The following is a 16,531-nucleotide window of genomic DNA, read 5'->3' as shown; positions in this document are numbered from 1 at the left end:
CGTGAATCAGACCCAAAAGCCCGTCACATAAGGCAATTTACCACCGCCAACCCGGCGGGGCACCCCCTGGCAAGGTGGACCCATGAGCCCCACTCAGCCGCCCAGCCAGCCACTGGTGATCGTGTTGCTGGGCCCCACCGCCAGCGGCAAAACCGACCTGGCGATCGGCCTGGCCCGCGCCCTGGATCTGGCGGTGTTGAACGTGGATTCGCGCCAGCTCTACCGCCACATGGATGTGGGCACCGCCAAGCCCACGGCCGCCCAGCAGGCCCAGGCCCGCCATGAGCTGCTGGATCTGCGCGATCCGGATCAACCGATCAACTTGCAGGAATTCCGCGCCATCGCCGAAGCCCAACTCAATGCCGAGCTGGGCCGCCCACGCGTCAACGGGCCACCTGTGGCGCTGTTGGCGGGCGGCAGCGGCCTCTACCTGCAGGCGATCACCCAAGGCATGGAGCCGCCGGCGGTGCCGCCCCAGCCCCAGCTGCGGGCCCAACTGGCGGCCCTCGGCCAGCCCCTTTGCCACCAGCTCCTGCGCCAGGGCGACCCCACCGCCGCCGGCCGCATCGCCGCCGCCGATGCCGTGCGCACCCAGCGGGCCCTGGAGGTGCTGTATGCCACCGGGCGGCCCCTCTCCAGCCAGCAGGGGACGACGCCGCCGCCCTGGCGGGTGCTGGAGCTGGGCCTCAATCCAGGGGATCTCAAGGCCCGCATCGCCGCCCGCACCCGGGCCCTGTTTGCGGCAGGGCTGGTGGCCGAAACCGAAGCCCTGATCAGGCGCTACGGGGCGGAGCTGCCCCTGCTCGACACGATCGGCTACGCCGAAGCGCGGCAGCAGCTGGCGGGTGAGCTCAACGAAGCCGACGCCATCGCGCTCACCGAGCAGCGCACCCGCCAGTTTTCCAAGCGGCAGCGCACCTGGTTCCGGCGGCGGCACGCGCCCATCTGGCTGGAGGGCCGCAGCCCTGAAGAACAATTGAGCCAGGCCTTACAAGTGGTCGCGCGCGGTCTAGGGTGAAGCGTTAGCGATTTCGCGATCCTTCACACCCCTGAATGCCTCCCCGTCCCCGTTTTGACCGCCGTGCTCCCGTGCGGGAGCTGCCCAACATCAACGACCGCATCAGCTACCCCAATTTGCGGGTGGTGGATGCCGACGGCAGTCAACTGGGGGTGATCACCCGAGAAGCGGCGCTGGAGGTGGCGAAAGACCGCGAGCTCGACTTGGTGCTGGTGAGCGAGAAGGCCGATCCGCCGGTGTGCCGGATCATGGACTACGGCAAATACAAGTTTGAGCAGGAGAAGAAGGCCAAGGAGGCCAAGAAAAAGTCGCACCAAACCGAAGTCAAAGAGGTGAAGATGCGCTACAAGATCGATTCGCACGACTACCAGGTGCGGATCGGCCAGGCACAGCGCTTCCTCAAAGACGGCGACAAGGTGAAGTGCACCGTGATCTTCCGCGGCCGCGAGATCCAGCACACCGCCCTGGCCGAGGTGCTGCTGATGCGCATGGCCAAAGACCTGGAAGACAATGCCGAGATCCAGCAGCCCCCCAAGCGGGAGGGCCGCAACATGATCATGTTCCTCAGCCCCCGCAAGGCCGCCGCCCCGAAGGGCAATGGCAAGGCCCCAGCGAGCGCTGCTGCGGAATAACTGCTGCTGAGCCGGCGCGCTAGAGCCGCTCCTCAAACAACGCCAGCATCTGGCTCCACCCCTCGGCCGCCGCCGCGGGGTGGGAATCGGCACGGGCTTCGCACATGAAGCCATGGCCGGCCCCGGCGGCCACGATCAGGGGCGGCTGGCCGTTGGCCGCGAGGGCGGCCTCGATGGCGGCCAGCTCCTCGGGGGGCATCAGCGGGTCGTGGTCGCCGCAGAAGCACAGCAGCTTGCCGCTGATCTGCGGCATCACCGCGAGGGTGGGCGGCCCGCCACCGGGGCGATCGGTGGACACGCGGGCGCCATAGAAATCGCAGGTGGCGGCCACCTCAGGCAGGCTGGCCGCCAGCAGGGCGAGGTGCCCGCCAAAGCAGAAGCCCACGCAGCCCACCGGGCGCTGCTCCAGACCCGGCTGCACCTGGAGCCAGGCGATGGCGGTGCGGGCGTCGTCGAGAAACTCGGCGGCGGTGAGCTGATCGCGGTGGCGGCGGCCCTCCTCCAGGCCTGCGGCGTCGTAGCCCACATCCAGATCGGGGGCGGTGCGCGAAAAGATCGGCAGCGCCAGCGCCGCGTAGCCGTGGCCCGCGAGCCGCTCCGCCACGCTGCGCACCCAGCCATTCACCCCAAACACCTCCGGCAGCACCAGCACCGCCGCCCGTGGCACCCGGTCCGCCGGCCACGCCCACCAGCCGCGCAACTGGGGCGAGAGCAGTTGCCAGCCGGCCTGCACGGGAACGGGGGACTGGTTCATGGGGGGGGTGTCGGTGATTGCTGGGCTGGCAAGTGTTGTTGTGGCTGTGTCCAGAGTTTCGTACAGGCTGTACAGAATTGAGGAGGGTCGCCAACTCACACCCCCTCACCCCACGCAAGCCAGGCCCAACCGGCACACGCGCGTATGCCAACGGGGGGATTGTCCCCAGAGCAGATGCTCCTTATGGTGGCCACCAGCCCAATTGGCCCAAACCCCGGCGTGCGATTCCACATTCAGCAGGAAAGCGACATTCCGGCCTCCACGCAGCTCTACAACCAGATCTGCTTTGCCATTGCGGCCCGTCACTACCCGCCGGGGCACCGATTGCCCAGCACCCGGCAGCTGGCCATGCAAACCGGCCTGCACCGCAACACGATCAGCAAGGTGTACCGGCAGCTGGAAACCGACGGCGTCGTGGAGGCGATGGCCGGTTCGGGCATCTACGTGCGCGACCAGCAGAAGCCCAAGGAGATCAAGCCGCCACCGGGGCCCCGCGGCCGCTCGCTGCCCGACATTGACCGCCAGGTGCGCGAGAGCGTGGATGGGCTGCTGAATGCCGGCTGCACCCTGCAGCAGAGCCGCGATCTGCTCACCCGCGAGATCGACTGGCGGCTGCGCTGCGGCGCCCGGGTGCTGGTCAGCACCCCGCGGGAAGACCTCGGCGCCTCCCACCTGATCGCCGAGGAGCTCACCCCCAATCTGCAGGTGCCGGTGGAGGTGGTGCCAATGGAGGAGCTGGCGGCGGTGCTCACCGAATCCAACAACGGCACGGTGGTGACCAGCCGCTACTTCCTGCAGCCGGTGGAGGAGATCGCCAAGCTCCACGGCGTGCGCGCGGTGGCGGTGGACCTCAACGATTTCCGCCACGAGCTCGACCTGCTCAAAGAGCTGCGTCAGGGCAGCTGCGTGGGCCTGGTGAGCATCAGCCCGGGCATCCTGCGGGCCGCTGAGGTGATCCTCCACAGCATGCGCGGCAACGAGCTGCTGGTGATGACCGCCAACCCCGACACCGGCAGCCGCCTGCTGGCCCTGCTCCGGGCCGCCAGTCACGTGCTCTGCGACCGCCCGAGCCTGCCGCTGGTGGAGCAGAGCCTGCGCCAGAACCGCTCCCAGCTGATGCGGATGCCGGTGGTGCACTGCGCCCAGAGCTACCTGGGGGCCGCCACCATCGACGGCCTGCGCAAAGAAATTGGGCTCCTACCTGCCTGATTTAGAGGCTGAAGGGCCATTTCAAGCGGATGAAGAGATTCGAACTCTCGACCCTCTCCTTGGCAAGGAGATGCTCTACCACTGAGCTACATCCGCGGGCGTCGAGCGCGTCGACTTGAGGATCATGCATGACGGGGGGCCCCTCGGTCAAACCCCACAAGCTCCGGCAGGATGGCTCCATGCTCAAGGCACTGCAGGCCGACCTGGCGATCATCAAACAGCGCGATCCGGCGGCCCGCGGCACGCTGGAGATCCTGCTCTGCTATCCGGGCCTGCATGCCCTGACGCTGCACCGTTTCAGCCATTGGCTGTGGAGCCAGCGGCTGCCTTTGCTGCCGCTCATGGCGAGGGTGCTGAGCCAGCTGGGACGATTACTCACCGGCGTCGAGATCCACCCGGGGGCGCGCATCGGCCATGGTGTGTTCATCGACCACGGCATGGGCGTGGTGATCGGCGAAACGGCCGTGATTGGCGACCGCTGCCTGCTGTATCAGGGCGTCACCCTGGGGGGCACCGGCAAGGCCCACGGCAAACGCCACCCCACCCTGCGGAAGAACGTGGTGGTGGGCGCTGGCGCCAAGGTGCTCGGGGCGATCACCGTGGGCGCCAACACCCGCATCGGCGCCGGCTCGGTGCTGCTGCGCGATGTGGCAGCCGACAGCACGGTGGTTGGCATCCCTGGCCGGGTGATCCACCAAAGTGGCGTGCGCATCGATCCCCTGGCCCACTCCGCTCTGCCCGATGCCGAAGCCCGCGTGATCCGCAACCTGATGGAGCGCATCGATGCCCTGGAAACGGAGCTGGCCCGCACTCAGGGCTGCCTACGGGAGCTCGCCGCTGGTCGGCCCCTGTTGGAGCCCTGCGCCGGCGCCGCCCAGAACCTCAAGGATCGCGAAATCCTGGAATTCCTAGGCGATAACCCCGGGATTACGAGCTGAGGGCCCAGAGCTGACCTCAGGCCGTTGCCCCTTGAGGAGCCGGCGCCGGCTGGAACATGAACATCGAGTAGATCACGTTGCGGCGCATCTGGGTCATCATCTCGAGGAACATGTCGTAGCCCTCGTTTTTGTATTCGATCAGGGGGTCCTTCTGGCCGTAGCCGCGCAGGCCCACCGATTCGCGCAGAGCATCCATCGCCTGCAGATGCTCGCGCCAGAGGGTGTCGATCTGCTGGAGAATGAAATAGCGCTCGGCCTCGCGCATCAGCCCGGGGCGCTGCTGCTCGATCTGGCCCTCCTTGATGTCGTAGGCGTTGCGGAGCTGCTCCTGCAGGAAGGCCTTGAGCTCATCCACCCCCAGGCCCTGGAACTGATCCGGGGTGAGGTCTTCCAGCAGGTAGATGAACTCCTTGGTTTTGTCCACCAACCGAGTGAGGTCCCACTCCTCGGGCGGCAGCTCAGGATTCACGTAGGCCTCCACGATGTCGTCCACCGTGCGCTCGCCATAGCCGATCACCTGGGCCTTGAGCTCGCGGCCCTCGAGCACGCGCCGCCGCTCGGTGTAGACGGCCTTGCGCTGGTTGTTCATCACCTCGTCGTATTCGAACACCTGCTTGCGGATGTCGTAGTAGTACGTTTCCACCTTCTTCTGAGCCCCCTCCAGCGAGCGGGTGAGCATGCCGGATTCGATCGGCATGTCCTCCTCCACCCGGAAGGCATTCATCAATCCGGCCACGCGATCGCCACCGAAGATGCGCAGCAGGTTGTCTTCCAGCGACAGGAAGAAGCGGGTGGAGCCAGGGTCGCCCTGGCGGCCGGCGCGGCCGCGCAGCTGGTTGTCGACGCGGCGGGATTCGTGGCGCTCGGTGCCGATCACGTGCAGGCCACCGGCCTCGCGCACCTGCTGCTCGTTTTGCTTCACCACGGCGTCGTATTCGTCCTTCACCTGGGCGATGCAGTCGCGCAGGGCCTGAATCTGGGGGTCGTCGGTGGGGGCTTTTTCGGCCGCCTGGGCGATGCGATCGTCGAGCTCCAGCAGGGTGAGGCTGCGGTCGCCCCAGGCCGCCACGAGGGCTTTGGCGAGGCTGACCAACGCCTGGTCGGTCCCCTCAGTGAGGGTGCAGGGGTAGAGGCTGCCGAGAGCCCGGGCGTCGCGGCTGGCCTTGGCGGAGGGAATCGGTCGGTGCTCGTTTTCGGGCCGCACCAGCTTGGGCAGCAGGATCTCGCGCAGCTTGAGGCGCGCCATGTAGTCGCTGTTGCCGCCGAGGATGATGTCGGTGCCGCGGCCCGCCATGTTGGTGGCGATGGTGACGGCCCCGGCGCGGCCCGCCTGGGCCACGATCTCGGCCTCCCGCTCCACGTTTTCCGGCTTGGCGTTGAGCAGGTTGTGGGGAATCTCCTGCTCGGCCAGTAGAGCACTGAGCAACTCCGATTTCTCCACGCTGGTGGTGCCCACCAGCACCGGCCGGCCGCTCTGGTGCACCTCAGCGGTTTCCAGGGCGACGGCGCGCCACTTGGCCGTTTCGGTTTTGTACACCTGATCGGTCCAGTCGGAGCGGGAGCGCACCCGGTTGGTAGGCACAATCGTGACTTCGAGCTTGTAAGTCTTCTCGAATTCCACCTCCTCGGTTTTGGCGGTACCGGTCATGCCGGCCAGGCGCGGGTAGAGCAGGAAGAAGTTCTGATAGGTGATCGAGGCGAGGGTTTGGGTTTCGGGCTGGATCTCCAGCTGCTCCTTGGCCTCGATCGCCTGGTGCAGGCCATCGCTCCAGCGGCGGCCCGGCATCACCCGGCCGGTGAACTCATCGACGATCACCGCATCGCCGCTGCGCACGATGTAGTTGACGTCTTTGGTGAACAGCTCCTTGGCCTTGAGGGCGTTGGTGATGAAGTGGGCCCAGGGATCGTCGGGGTTGAACAGATCGCTCACGCCCAGCATCGCCTCGGCCTTGGCATAGCCCTCGTCGGTGAGGGTGACGTTGCGCTGCTTCTCGTCGACTTCGTAGTCGCCCTCAGGATCGATGCCGTCTTTGCCCATCTCGGCGGCGCGCTCGAGGGCCTCGGCCACCTCGGCGGCGCGGCGGTATTTCTCCTGGGGGCGCTCGATCTGGCCGGAGATGATCAGCGGTGTGCGGGCCTCATCCACCAGGATCGAGTCAACTTCGTCGATCACGCAGAAGTTGGGCGCGCGCTGCACCACCTCGGCGATATCGCTCGCCATGTTGTCGCGCAGGTAGTCGAAACCCAGCTCGCTGTTGGTGGCGTAGGTGATGTCGCAGGCGTAGTTGGCGCGGCGGGTGGCCGGGTCCATCTCCTGCTGGATCAGGCCCACCGAGAGCCCGAGGAAGCGGTGCACTTGGCCCATCCACTCGGCGTCGCGCCGGGCCAGGTAGTCGTTCACCGTCACCACGTGCACGCCGCGGCCGGTGAGGGCGTTGAGGTAGGCCGGCAGGGTGGCCACGAGAGTTTTGCCCTCGCCGGTTTTCATCTCGGCGATCTGGCCGTCGTGCAGCACCATGCCGCCGATCAGCTGCACATCGAAGTGGCGCATGCCCAGCACCCGCTTGCCCGCTTCGCGCACCACGGCGAAGGCTTGGGGCAGCAGCTCATCGAGCAGGGCGCGCTCCTTGGCGGCGTTGCCGGCCACCTGCTCCAGCTTCTGACGGAATTCGCCGGTGAGGCCGCGCAGCTCGTCGTCGGAGAGGGGGGCGATCTCCTCTTCCAACAGGTTGATATCAGAAACGATCGGCTGGTAGCGCTTCAGCTTGCGGGCATTGGGGTCACCCAGCAGGAGCTTGAGCATGGTGGGAATGGCTACCAAAGCAATCGCGTCAGCCTACTGAGGCCGCCCGTGATTCAGATACCAGCTCACAGTGAGCGCCAGCCCCTGCTCAAACGGGTACCGGGGCTTCCACCCCAACTCAGACCTGATTTTTGTTGAGTCAATCGCGTAACGCCGATCATGGCCAGGGCGATCAGTGACCGCTGTGATCAAGCGACTGTGGGGGGCAGCTTCCGGTCGGTGCCTATCCATCAGGGTGCAGATCGCCTCCACCACCTGCCTATTGGTGTGCTCACGATCTTGGCCAGTGGACCCCGCGCCGCCAATGCAGTAGCTCTGACCCAACTGACCCTTGGTCGCTACCAGCAACAGCGCATCCACGTGGTCCTCTACATAGAGCCAGTCGCGCACGTTCGCACCATCGCCGTAAAGAGGGATCGCCTGGCCAGCCAATGCCTTGAGAATCACCACCGGGATCAGCTTCTCGGGAAACTGCCAGGGGCCGTAATTGTTGGAACAGTTGGTGAGGACCACCGGCAGGTTGTAGGTGTGGTACCAAGCGCGCACCAAGTGGTCGCTGGCTGCTTTGCTGGCGGAATAAGGGCTGCGGGGGTCATAGGGGGTTGCTTCCGAAAACCAGCCCATGGGCCCTAGGGAACCGAACACCTCATCGGTGCTGATGTGGTGGACGCGGAAGCGCTCCTGGCGCTCGTGAGGCAAGCCATCCCAGTGGGCGCGCACCGCCTGCAGCAGGTTGAACGTGCCCAGCACGTTGCTCTCGAGGAACACGCCTGGGCCCTCGATTGACCGGTCGACATGACTCTCGGCGGCCAGGTGGAACACCAGATCCGGATCGGCGTGCCGCACAGCCTCGGCCGTAGCAGTGGCATCCATAAGGTCCACCCGCAGCAGCTGGTAACGGCTCTCAGCGGTCGAGCCCAACACAGCAAGGGCAAGCTCAATGCTGGTGAGATCGCTGGCGTAACCAAGTTTGTCAAGGTTGAACACCAGCGCGGTGCTGTCGCGCAGCAGGCGCCGCACCAGCGCCCCACCAATGAAGCCAGCACCGCCAGTCACCAGCACCCGCCGAATGCCACTTGGTAGCGGGGAGGTGCTCACTCGATGCATTAATGGATATTCAGAGTATTAGCGCTCTAGCAAGCACCTGAGCCAGCGCTGCTCGCCAATGCACCGGCTCCAGTCCCAGTGCCAGGCGGCTAATAGTGCAGTCAAGCAGGGAATAGCTGGGTCGCCGGGCAGGGGTGGGGTAGTCAGCGGTGGTGATCGGGCGAACGGTGGCTGCCTGCGCCAACAAGCCGGCCGCCACCCCCAATTCACCGATCGCCACCGCGAAGTCGTACCAGCTGGCCACGCCAGCATCGCTCCAATGGAGGATCCGCGGGCCCTCAGCGGGTTTGGCGTTGGCTGCCGGAGGACCCACCCCGACCGACCGCCAGCAGGCCTCCGCCAAGGTAGCGGTGCTGGTGGGGCAGCCCACCTGATCCGCCACGACCCCCAGGGATTCGCCCAGCGCAGCCTTCTGAGCGTGGAGTCGCAGCATGGTGAGGCAGAAGTTGTGACCAACCGGTCCATACACCCAACCGGTCCGCAACACCCGCGCCTCCGGCAGGATCAAGGCCGCCGCCTCCCCCGCCGCCTTGGTTCTCCCGTACACGCCGAGGGGACCCAACGGCTGCTCGGGGCGATAAGGGGAGCCTTGGGCCCCGTTGAACACGAAATCCGTGCTTAGCTGGAGCAGCCGGCCACCCGTTGCAGCCAGAGCCTCAGCGAAGGCCGCCGGAGCTCCGGCATTCACCGCCATGGCCAGCTCCGGCTCGCTTTCCGCGTTGTCCACGGCCGTGTAGGCGCCGGCATTGAGCACCCAATCCGGCTGATGCCGGACCACTGCCAGCTGGCAAGCGCCGGGGTTTGCGAGATCCAGCTCAGCGCGGCTGCAAGCGATGAGCTCAATCCCCGGCGGCTTCGAGACGATTAAGGCCTGGCCCAGCTGACCGGTAGCTCCGGTAAGCAGCATCTTCATGGAAACAAATCTCCTTCGGTCAGCTCCGCCAGCAGCGGCGCTGCGGCATCCTTCTCGGAAAGCTGTGGCTCTCCACCCGCCAGGCTCTCGCGCGGCCAGGCGATCGCCAGCGCGGGGTCGTCCCAACGGATGGCGCGCTCGCAATCGCGGCTCCAGAAGTCGGTGGTTTTGTAGAGCACCTCGGCCTGCTCACTCAGGGTGAGGAAGCCGTGGGCAAACCCCGGCGGCACCCACAGCTGCTGATGGTTGGTGGCGCTCAGCACCACACCCACCCACTGGCCAAACGTGGGCGAACTGCGGCGGATGTCCACCGCCACATCAAAAATCTCCCCCAGCACGCAGCGCACCAGCTTTCCCTGGGGATGGGGCGGCAGCTGGTAGTGCAAACCCCGCAGCACCCCCCGGCTGGAGCGCGAATGGTTGTCTTGCACGAAGCCGAGCACGGGCTGGCCATCGGCCGCCAGCAGCTCGGCAAAGCGCTGCTGGTTCCAGCTCTCGAAGAAAAAGCCCCGCGCATCGCCAAATACACGTGGCGTCAAAAGCCACGGACCCTCAATGGGGAAGCCCGCCGCCGTGCAGAGCGCTTCAGCCTGCATCGGGAGTCTCCAGCAGCTGCAGGAGGTAATCGCCGTAGCCGCTCTTGCGCAGCGGGGCAGCCAGAGCGGCGAGCTGATCGGCGCTGATCCAGCCCAGCCGCCAGGCCACCTCCTCGGGGCAGCCCACCTTGAGGCCCTGGCGGTGCTCCAGGGTGCGGATGTAGCTGCCGGCCTCATGCAGCGACTCGCAGGTGCCCGTATCCAACCAGGCCATGCCCCGGCCCATCAGCTCCACCTTGAGCAGGCCCTCCTCGAGGTACATCCGGTTGAGGTCGGTGATCTCCAGCTCGCCCCGGGGCGAGGGTTGCACCCGGCGGGCCCGCTCCACCACGGTGTCGTCGTAGAAGTAGAGCCCGGTCACGGCGTAGCGCGAGCGCGGCTTGGCTGGCTTCTCCTCCAGGCTGGTCACCCGCCCGTCGCCATCGAAACCCACCACGCCATAGCGCTGGGGATCCCGCACGGGATAGGCAAACACCGTGGCCCCGGCCCGATCGCCGTTGCAGCCCTGGAGCTGGGGGCTGAGGTCGTGGCCGTGGAACAGGTTGTCGCCCAGCACCAGGGCCGCCGGCGCACCGGCCAGGAAGTCGGCACCGATCAGAAAAGCCTGGGCCAGCCCATCGGGGCTGGGCTGCACGGCGTAGGCGATCGTCATGCCCCAGCGGGTGCCATCGCCCAGCAGCCGCTCAAAAGCCGGCTGATCCTGGGGCGTGGTGATGATCAGCAACTCCCGAATCCCCGCCAGCATCAGTGTGCTGAGCGGGTAATAGATCATCGGCTTGTCAAACACCGGCAGCAGCTGCTTGCTCACCGCCTGGGTGATCGGATGCAGCCGGGTGCCGCTGCCGCCGGCCAAGATGATGCCCTTGCGGGCCATAGGGCGCACTCCGCTTGGAGAATGGTGCCATGGCAGCTCAGCCAGGCCTGTCTACACTCAGAAGAGTGTTGCTACACACCGCCCGCCATGGCGCTGAACATCCGCAACAGCGAAGCCGATCGCCTGGCTGGCGAAGTTGCGGCTCTCGCCGGTGAAACCAAAACAGCTGCTGTGATCCAGTCGCTGCACGAAAGGCTCGATCGCCTGAAACAGCAACGGCAACAGGCGTCCAAGGGGCGTGAATGCCTCGCCGATCGCCTCAATGAGATTGCCCTGCGTGCGGCCAGCCGTCCCGTGATCGACAGCCGCAGCCCTGAAGAGATCCTCGGCTACAACGCCATCGGCGTTTCCGGCTGATGGTGATCGACCCTTCCGCCGTGCTGGCGATCCTTCAAAACGAGCCGGAGCGGGCTGCCTTCAACGCCGCCATCGCCGCAGCCGATCAACGGCGCCTGTCCGCCGCTTCTCTGGTGGAACTCTCGATCGTGGTGGAGGCCCGCTTCGGCATCGACGGCCAAAGTGACCTGGACCTGTTCCTGGCCACGGCGAACGTGGCAATTGTGCCTTTCAACGCCGATCAGGCCCAGATCGCCCGTTCGGCCTTCCGCCGCTTCGGCAAAGGCCGCCACCCTGCAGGCTTGAACCTGGGTGATTGCTATTCCTACGCCCTGGCACAGTTTTGCGCCGCACCACTGCTGTTCAAGGGCAACGACTTTGGCCTCACGGATATCCAAGCGGTGATCGCTTAAAGCTTGAGGATGGTGCGATGGCAGCACTGCGGCTCCTGATCCACGCCCCGGGCGCCCCAGGCTTGCGCTGGTTTGGCCTCGGACCTGGCCTGCGACCCACCCGGGGCCTGTGGAAGCTGCAGCGCCTGTTCAACAAGCACGCCTTCTGGGCCCAGGGGCGCACCATGGCGCAGCTGCGCAAACTGCTGGCCGGCAGCACCGTGGTGGTGAGCCTGTGGCAGGGCAAGCGTCTGGTGGGCTTCGGCCGGGCCAGCAGCGATGGCATCTATCGCGCCGTGCTCTGGGATGTGGTGGTGGCCGGCGACCTGCACGGCCAGGGCCTCGGCCGCCGGGTGGTGGAAGCCCTGCTGGCCACTCCGGCCTTGCTCGGCGTCGAGCGCCTCTACCTGATGACCACCAACAGCACCGGCTTCTACGAGCAGCTGGGCTTCCGCACTGCGGAGCCCCAGGTGCTGCTGGTGAAACAAGCAGCGAGCAGGCCCCAGCGCGATGGCAGCTCTTCCGCCTGAGCCGAGGAGAGCAACGCCGCGGAGAGCAACGCTGCGCACTGTGCCAAAAGCGGTACAGCCTGTACAGAATTCCGGAGCACGCGCAAACGCAGCATCCACCGCGCCGCCGTCACCTCAGCAGCCCACTCAGCCAGGCAGCGCCGCCATCAGGCTGCCCATTTCCAGCGCCTGCAGGCCGTAATTCCAGCCCAGGTTGCTCTTGATGCCGGCCCGCTCCAGGGCCTGCTGCATCGTGTCGGTGGTGAGCACACCGAAGATCACCGGCACGCCGGTGGAGCGGCCCACGGCGGCCACGCCCTTGCTCACCTCGGCCACCACCACGTCGAAGTGGGGGGTGTCGCCGCGGATCACGGCCCCCAGGGTGATCACCACCTGGTAGCGACCGCTCGCCGCCAGGCGCTGGGCCACCAAGGGAATCTCGAAGCTGCCGGGCACCCAGGCGATGTCGAGCTGGGAGCTGGTGGCAGCGGTATCAATCCCGTGCCGGCCCAAACAATCCAGGCAACCGCTCAGCAGCTTGCCGGTGACCAGATCATTGAATCGCGCCACCACGATGGCGATTCTGAGGCCGCTGGCGCCGGTGAAGGTTCCTTCGAAGCTGGCCACGGAGTTGGTGTGCGAATGCCCTCAGGCTACGCAGCGGGGCTGAAAACCCTCAAACCACAAAGAAGCTCATGCCCCAGTTGAGCAGCACCAGGCCCACCCAGGCGATGCCGCCGAGCAGGATCAGGCGATTGGAGCGGCCCGAATCCTCACTGCTGGCGTACAGCACCGGCACCGCCACGATCAGGGCAAACGACAGCACCACCAGGGCCAAAACGGTGAGGGTGTTGAGGATCTGCATGGCGGATGCGGCGAGTGGCGCGGAGCCAGATCAGAACTGAGCCTGATCAAGTCAGTGGGCGGATTCTCACACGACGGGCCGGCCCCCAGCCGAGCCCCCCCGGCGATCCTTCACAAGTTGTGGGGTGAGCCACCAGGCCAACGCGCCTACGATCAATGACCTCCTGTGCATGCCCCTCGCCGTGGCCGCGGAAGCCGACCAGCAGCTTTCGCTCGCCGCCGCCCTCGGCCTGCCCGAGCAGCCCCCCACAGGCTCAGCGCGGCCCCGCCCCCGCCAGCGCCAGCCGGCCCCAGAAGCTGCGCCGGCAGCCCCCCCAGAGAGCGACACCGACCTGCCCCCCTGGCACCACCACGGCCTGGTGGAACCGGAGCAGCTCACGCCGATGCTGCGCCACTACGTGGAGCTCAAGCGCGCCCATCCCGATCGGGTGCTGCTCTACCGACTCGGCGACTTCTTCGAGTGCTTCTTCGAAGACGCCATCACCCTCTCGCGCCTGCTGGAGCTCACCCTCACCGGCAAGGAGGGCGGCAAGGGCATCGGCCGGGTGCCGATGGCGGGCATCCCCCACCATGCCGCCGAGCGCTACTGCGGCGAACTGGTGCGCCGCGGCCTGTGCGTGGCCCTGTGCGACCAGCTCGAAACCACCCCCGCCAAGGGCGAACTGCTCAAGCGCGGCATCACCCGGGTGCTCACCCCCGGCACCGTGCTCGAGGAAGGCCTGCTGGCGGCCCGCCGCAACAACTGGCTGTGCGCCGTGGTGCTGGAGGGCGCCGGCAGCTCAGCCGCCCGCTGGGGTCTGGCGGTGGCCGATGTCAGCACGGGCGAATTCCGGGTCACCGAGCGCGAAGGCAGCGACGCCCTGCACCAGGAGCTGCTGCAGGTGGAAGCCGCCGAGGTGCTCTGGCCCGCCGCCAGCTCAGACGCCACCAGCCCCGCCTGGTGCCCCGACGCCCTGCGACTGACGCCCCTGCCCCGCACCCCCTTTGAAGCGCTGGAAGCCAGCACCACCCTCAAGCAACGCTTCAGCCTGGCCAGCCTGTCGGGCCTGGGGCTGGGCGAGCTGCCCCTGGCGCTGCGGGCGGCCGGCGGCCTGGTGGCCTACCTCGACAGCACCCTGCAGGAGCAGCAGGTGCCCCTGGATCCCCCCACCACCTGGCACGCCGGCGACCAGCTGGTGCTCGATGCCGCCACCCGCCGCAACCTGGAGCTCACCAAAACCCAGCTGGGCGGCCAGCTGCAGGGCTCCCTGCTGTGGGCGCTGGATCGCACCCACACCGCCATGGGCGGCCGCTGCCTGCGCCGCTGGCTGCTGGCACCGCTGGTGGAGCGCGCCGCGATCCTGGAGCGCCAGGGCGGCGTCAGCGAGCTGGTGGAGCAGCGCAGCCTGCGGCTGGCGATCCGCCGGCTGCTGCGCCCCATGGGCGACCTGGAGCGCCTGGCCGGCCGAGCCGGCGCCGGCAGCGCCTCGGCCCGTGATCTGGTGGCCCTGGCCGATGGTCTGGAGCGCCTGCCCCAGCTAGCGGCCCAGCTCGCCCAGGCCACCAGCGCCCCGCTGCGGGCCCTGGCCCGTCCCTGGCCCGAGCTCGACACCCTGGCCGCCGCGCTGCGCCACACCCTGCTCGACACCCCGCCCCTATCGCTCACTGAAGGCGGCCTGATCCACGACGGCGTCGACCCCAGCCTCGACGAGCTGCGCAACCAGCTCGACGACCAGGACGCCTGGCTAACCCAGCAGGAGGCCGAAGAGCGCCGGCTCAGCGGCGTCAGCACCCTTAAACTCCAGTACCACCGCACCTTCGGCTACTTCCTGGCGGTGTCCAAGGCCAAGGCGGAAGCGGTACCCCAGCACTGGATCCGCCGCCAAACCCTGGCCAACGAGGAGCGCTTCGTCACCCCGGCCCTGCGCCACCGCGAGGGCGCCATCCAGCAGCTCAAGGCCCGCGCCGCCCAGCGCGAATACGAGCTGTTCTGCGCCCTGCGGGCCCAGGTGGGCGAGCAGGGCACCGCCATCCGCCACGCCGCCCGGCTGGTGGCCGAGCTCGATGCGATCGCATCGCTGGCGGAGGTGGCCGCCACCAGCGGCTACTGCTGCCCCGAGATCACCGACCCCAGCGGCCCCGAAGCCCGCCTGCTGACCATCGAGGCCGGCCGCCACCCGGTGGTGGAGCAGTTGCTGGTGGAGGAGCCCTTCACCGCCAACAGCATCCGCCTTGGGGCCACCCCCGACCTCATCATCCTCACCGGCCCCAACGCCAGCGGCAAAAGCTGCTACCTGCGCCAGACCGGCCTGCTGCAGCTGATGGCCCAGATGGGCAGCTGGATCCCCGCCAAATCGGCCCGCCTCGGCATCGCCGACCGCATCTTCACCCGCGTCGGCGCCGGCGACGACCTGGCGGCCGGCCAGTCAACCTTCATGGTGGAGATGGCCGAAACCGCCAACATCCTTCACCACGCCACGCCACGCTCGCTGGTGCTGCTCGACGAGATCGGCCGCGGCACCGCCACCTTCGACGGTCTCTCGATCGCCTGGGCCGTGGCCGAACACCTGGCCACCCCGCCCGAGCGCGGCGGCCTCGGCGCCCGCAGCATCTTCGCCACCCATTACCACGAGCTCAACGCGCTGGCGGAGCTGCTGCCCAACGTCGCCAATGCCCAGGTGCTGGTGCAGGAAACCGGCGACGCCCTGCTGTTCCTGCATCAGGTGGCCCCGGGCGGCGCCAGCCGCAGCTACGGCATCGAGGCCGCCCGCCTGGCCGGCGTGCCGGCGGCGGTGGTGCTGCGCGCCCGCCAGGTGCTGGGCCGCATCGAAGCCAACAGCGTCGTACGCGTGGGTCAGCAGGAAGCCGGCGGGGCAGACGGTGCGCTCGCCGCCTGAAGCCAGGCCGCCCGCAGCAGGGCGTTGCAGGCCGCGGCCACCAGTCCGGCTCCGCCCTTGGAGCCCTCGAGCCGGATGTGGGCCAGGCCACTCGCAGCCAGGTGACGCTTGCTCTCCGCCACCCCCACAAACCCCACCGGCATGCCGATCACCAGGGCCGGCTTTGCACCCTGTGCCAGCAACACCTCCAGGGCTGTGGGCGCGCTGCCGATCAGCACCACCGCGGGCTGCTGCAGCTCCGCCAGGGCCGCGGCCATGCCCGCCGCTGTGCGCGTGGAGCCCGCCGGCGCCTGATCCGGCGCCCAATCGAGCACGCTGCGCACCGGATGGCCGAAGGTGCGCCGCGCCATTGGCGCCACCGCCGCCGCCGCCATCGCCGTGTCGGTAAGGATCGGCGCCCCGGCGGCCAAGGCTGCTAGCCCCGCCTCACAAGCCCCCAGCGACCAACGCAGCTCGGCCACCAGGCTCGGATCGCCGCTGCTGTGGATCAGCCGCAACAGCACGTCCTGCTGCAAGGGCGTCAGTGGAGCCAGGGCCGCCGCCACCCCCGGCAGCTCCCAAATCAGCCGCAGGCTCTCGCGAAAGATCGGGTGATCAAAGGCCTGCTCAAACGCCTGCTCGCCTTCTGAGGGCATGAACAACGGCAGCAAACTCAGCCCAGGTTGTGCCCTGTGGGCGCGAGCGCTCCTAAATTCTGTACAGCCTGTACA

At 67.6% G+C, this 16,531-nt stretch carries 17 protein-coding genes and 1 tRNA gene; 8 read left to right on the top strand and 10 right to left on the bottom strand.

Going from position 1 to position 16,531, the window contains the following annotated elements; genetic code table 11:
* Positions 1 to 82: 82 nt before the first annotated feature.
* Positions 83 to 1,018, top strand: coding sequence for a tRNA (adenosine(37)-N6)-dimethylallyltransferase MiaA (gene miaA, locus CJZ78_RS01010; protein ID WP_094559025.1), 936 nt, complete (start codon positions 83 to 85; stop codon positions 1,016 to 1,018).
* A 35-nt stretch (positions 1,019 to 1,053) separates the two neighbouring features.
* Entirely contained in the window at positions 1,054 to 1,650 is a 597-nt protein-coding gene (infC, locus tag CJZ78_RS01005; protein WP_094559024.1) for a translation initiation factor IF-3, read from the top strand.
* Between the two features lie 19 nt (positions 1,651 to 1,669).
* On the opposite strand, the gene CJZ78_RS01000 is transcribed toward infC, so the two are convergent.
* The gene (locus CJZ78_RS01000) at positions 1,670 to 2,404 is read right to left on the bottom strand and encodes a dienelactone hydrolase family protein (protein WP_094559023.1); all 735 of its coding nucleotides are present in this window, start codon (positions 2,402 to 2,404) and stop codon (positions 1,670 to 1,672) included.
* A 219-nt stretch (positions 2,405 to 2,623) separates the two neighbouring features.
* On the opposite strand from CJZ78_RS01000, the gene CJZ78_RS00995 reads away from it, so the two are divergent.
* Positions 2,624 to 3,613, top strand: a complete 990-nt coding sequence (locus CJZ78_RS00995; protein ID WP_094559217.1) for a GntR family transcriptional regulator — start codon at positions 2,624 to 2,626, stop codon at positions 3,611 to 3,613.
* A 24-nt stretch (positions 3,614 to 3,637) separates the two neighbouring features.
* Here CJZ78_RS00995 and CJZ78_RS00990 read toward each other — a convergent pair.
* Positions 3,638 to 3,709: transfer RNA gene (locus CJZ78_RS00990), tRNA-Gly, on the bottom strand.
* 83 nt (positions 3,710 to 3,792) lie between these two features.
* On the opposite strand from CJZ78_RS00990, the gene cysE reads away from it, so the two are divergent.
* A complete protein-coding gene (cysE, locus tag CJZ78_RS00985; RefSeq protein ID WP_233128390.1) occupies positions 3,793 to 4,551 on the top strand; it encodes a serine O-acetyltransferase in 759 nt (252 codons plus the stop codon).
* A 16-nt stretch (positions 4,552 to 4,567) separates the two neighbouring features.
* Here the strand turns inward: cysE and secA are convergent, their stop codons facing one another.
* From secA to rfbA, 5 genes are read right to left on the bottom strand one after another with little or no spacing between them, the layout of a single operon-like run.
* Positions 4,568 to 7,354 (bottom strand): preprotein translocase subunit SecA, encoded by a 2,787-nt coding sequence (gene secA, locus CJZ78_RS00980; RefSeq protein ID WP_094559216.1) that lies wholly within the window; start codon positions 7,352 to 7,354, stop codon positions 4,568 to 4,570.
* A gap of 33 nt (positions 7,355 to 7,387) precedes the next feature.
* A complete protein-coding gene (rfbB, locus tag CJZ78_RS00975; protein WP_233128389.1) occupies positions 7,388 to 8,452 on the bottom strand; it encodes a dTDP-glucose 4,6-dehydratase in 1,065 nt (354 codons plus the stop codon).
* 19 nt (positions 8,453 to 8,471) lie between these two features.
* Positions 8,472 to 9,374 (bottom strand): dTDP-4-dehydrorhamnose reductase, encoded by a 903-nt coding sequence (gene rfbD, locus CJZ78_RS00970; protein WP_094559020.1) that lies wholly within the window; start codon positions 9,372 to 9,374, stop codon positions 8,472 to 8,474.
* On the bottom strand, positions 9,371 to 9,970 hold the full coding sequence (gene rfbC / locus CJZ78_RS00965) for a dTDP-4-dehydrorhamnose 3,5-epimerase (RefSeq protein ID WP_094559019.1): 600 nt from the start codon (positions 9,968 to 9,970) through the stop codon (positions 9,371 to 9,373). Before rfbC ends, rfbD begins: the two co-directional genes overlap by 4 nt.
* Positions 9,960 to 10,844 carry a glucose-1-phosphate thymidylyltransferase RfbA gene (rfbA, locus tag CJZ78_RS00960; RefSeq protein WP_094559018.1) on the bottom strand — a complete coding sequence of 295 codons (885 nt, stop codon included), beginning with the start codon at positions 10,842 to 10,844 and terminating at the stop codon, positions 9,960 to 9,962. The genes rfbC and rfbA overlap by 11 nt, the downstream gene beginning before the upstream one ends.
* A gap of 87 nt (positions 10,845 to 10,931) precedes the next feature.
* On the opposite strand from rfbA, the gene CJZ78_RS00955 reads away from it, so the two are divergent.
* The 3 genes from CJZ78_RS00955 to CJZ78_RS00945 are packed head-to-tail and all read left to right on the top strand — an operon-like array spanning position 10,932 to position 12,102.
* On the top strand, positions 10,932 to 11,201 hold the full coding sequence (locus CJZ78_RS00955) for a type II toxin-antitoxin system VapB family antitoxin (RefSeq protein ID WP_094559017.1): 270 nt from the start codon (positions 10,932 to 10,934) through the stop codon (positions 11,199 to 11,201).
* Positions 11,201 to 11,593, top strand: a complete 393-nt coding sequence (locus tag CJZ78_RS00950; RefSeq protein WP_094559016.1) for a type II toxin-antitoxin system VapC family toxin — start codon at positions 11,201 to 11,203, stop codon at positions 11,591 to 11,593. Before CJZ78_RS00955 ends, CJZ78_RS00950 begins: the two co-directional genes overlap by 1 nt.
* A 17-nt stretch (positions 11,594 to 11,610) precedes the next feature.
* Complete coding sequence (locus CJZ78_RS00945) at positions 11,611 to 12,102, top strand: GNAT family N-acetyltransferase (protein WP_094559015.1); 492 nt, start codon at positions 11,611 to 11,613, stop codon at positions 12,100 to 12,102.
* 126 nt (positions 12,103 to 12,228) lie between these two features.
* Here CJZ78_RS00945 and ribH read toward each other — a convergent pair whose 3' ends face one another.
* Positions 12,229 to 12,708 (bottom strand): 6,7-dimethyl-8-ribityllumazine synthase, encoded by a 480-nt coding sequence (gene ribH, locus CJZ78_RS00940; protein WP_094559014.1) that lies wholly within the window; start codon positions 12,706 to 12,708, stop codon positions 12,229 to 12,231.
* Positions 12,709 to 12,757: 49 nt separating this feature from the next.
* Positions 12,758 to 12,946, bottom strand: coding sequence for a photosystem II reaction center protein PsbZ (gene psbZ / locus CJZ78_RS00935; protein WP_094559013.1), 189 nt, complete (start codon positions 12,944 to 12,946; stop codon positions 12,758 to 12,760).
* A 169-nt stretch (positions 12,947 to 13,115) separates the two neighbouring features.
* Between psbZ and mutS the strand changes: the two genes are divergently transcribed.
* Positions 13,116 to 15,821: a DNA mismatch repair protein MutS gene (gene mutS, locus CJZ78_RS00930; protein WP_094559214.1), complete on the top strand. Its 2,706-nt coding sequence runs from the start codon at positions 13,116 to 13,118 to the stop codon at positions 15,819 to 15,821.
* Here mutS and CJZ78_RS00925 read toward each other — a convergent pair.
* Positions 15,779 to 16,456, bottom strand: coding sequence for a precorrin-8X methylmutase (locus tag CJZ78_RS00925; RefSeq protein ID WP_094559215.1), 678 nt, complete (start codon positions 16,454 to 16,456; stop codon positions 15,779 to 15,781). The two genes, mutS and CJZ78_RS00925, sit on opposite strands and share 43 nt — an antisense overlap.
* Positions 16,457 to 16,531: the final 75 nt, after the last annotated feature.

Origin of the sequence: Synechococcus sp. 8F6, assembly GCF_002252665.1 — a bacterium.
Lineage (GTDB): Bacteria > Cyanobacteriota > Cyanobacteriia > PCC-6307 > Cyanobiaceae > Cyanobium_A.
This window is presented reverse-complemented; position numbering and strand designations above follow the sequence as displayed.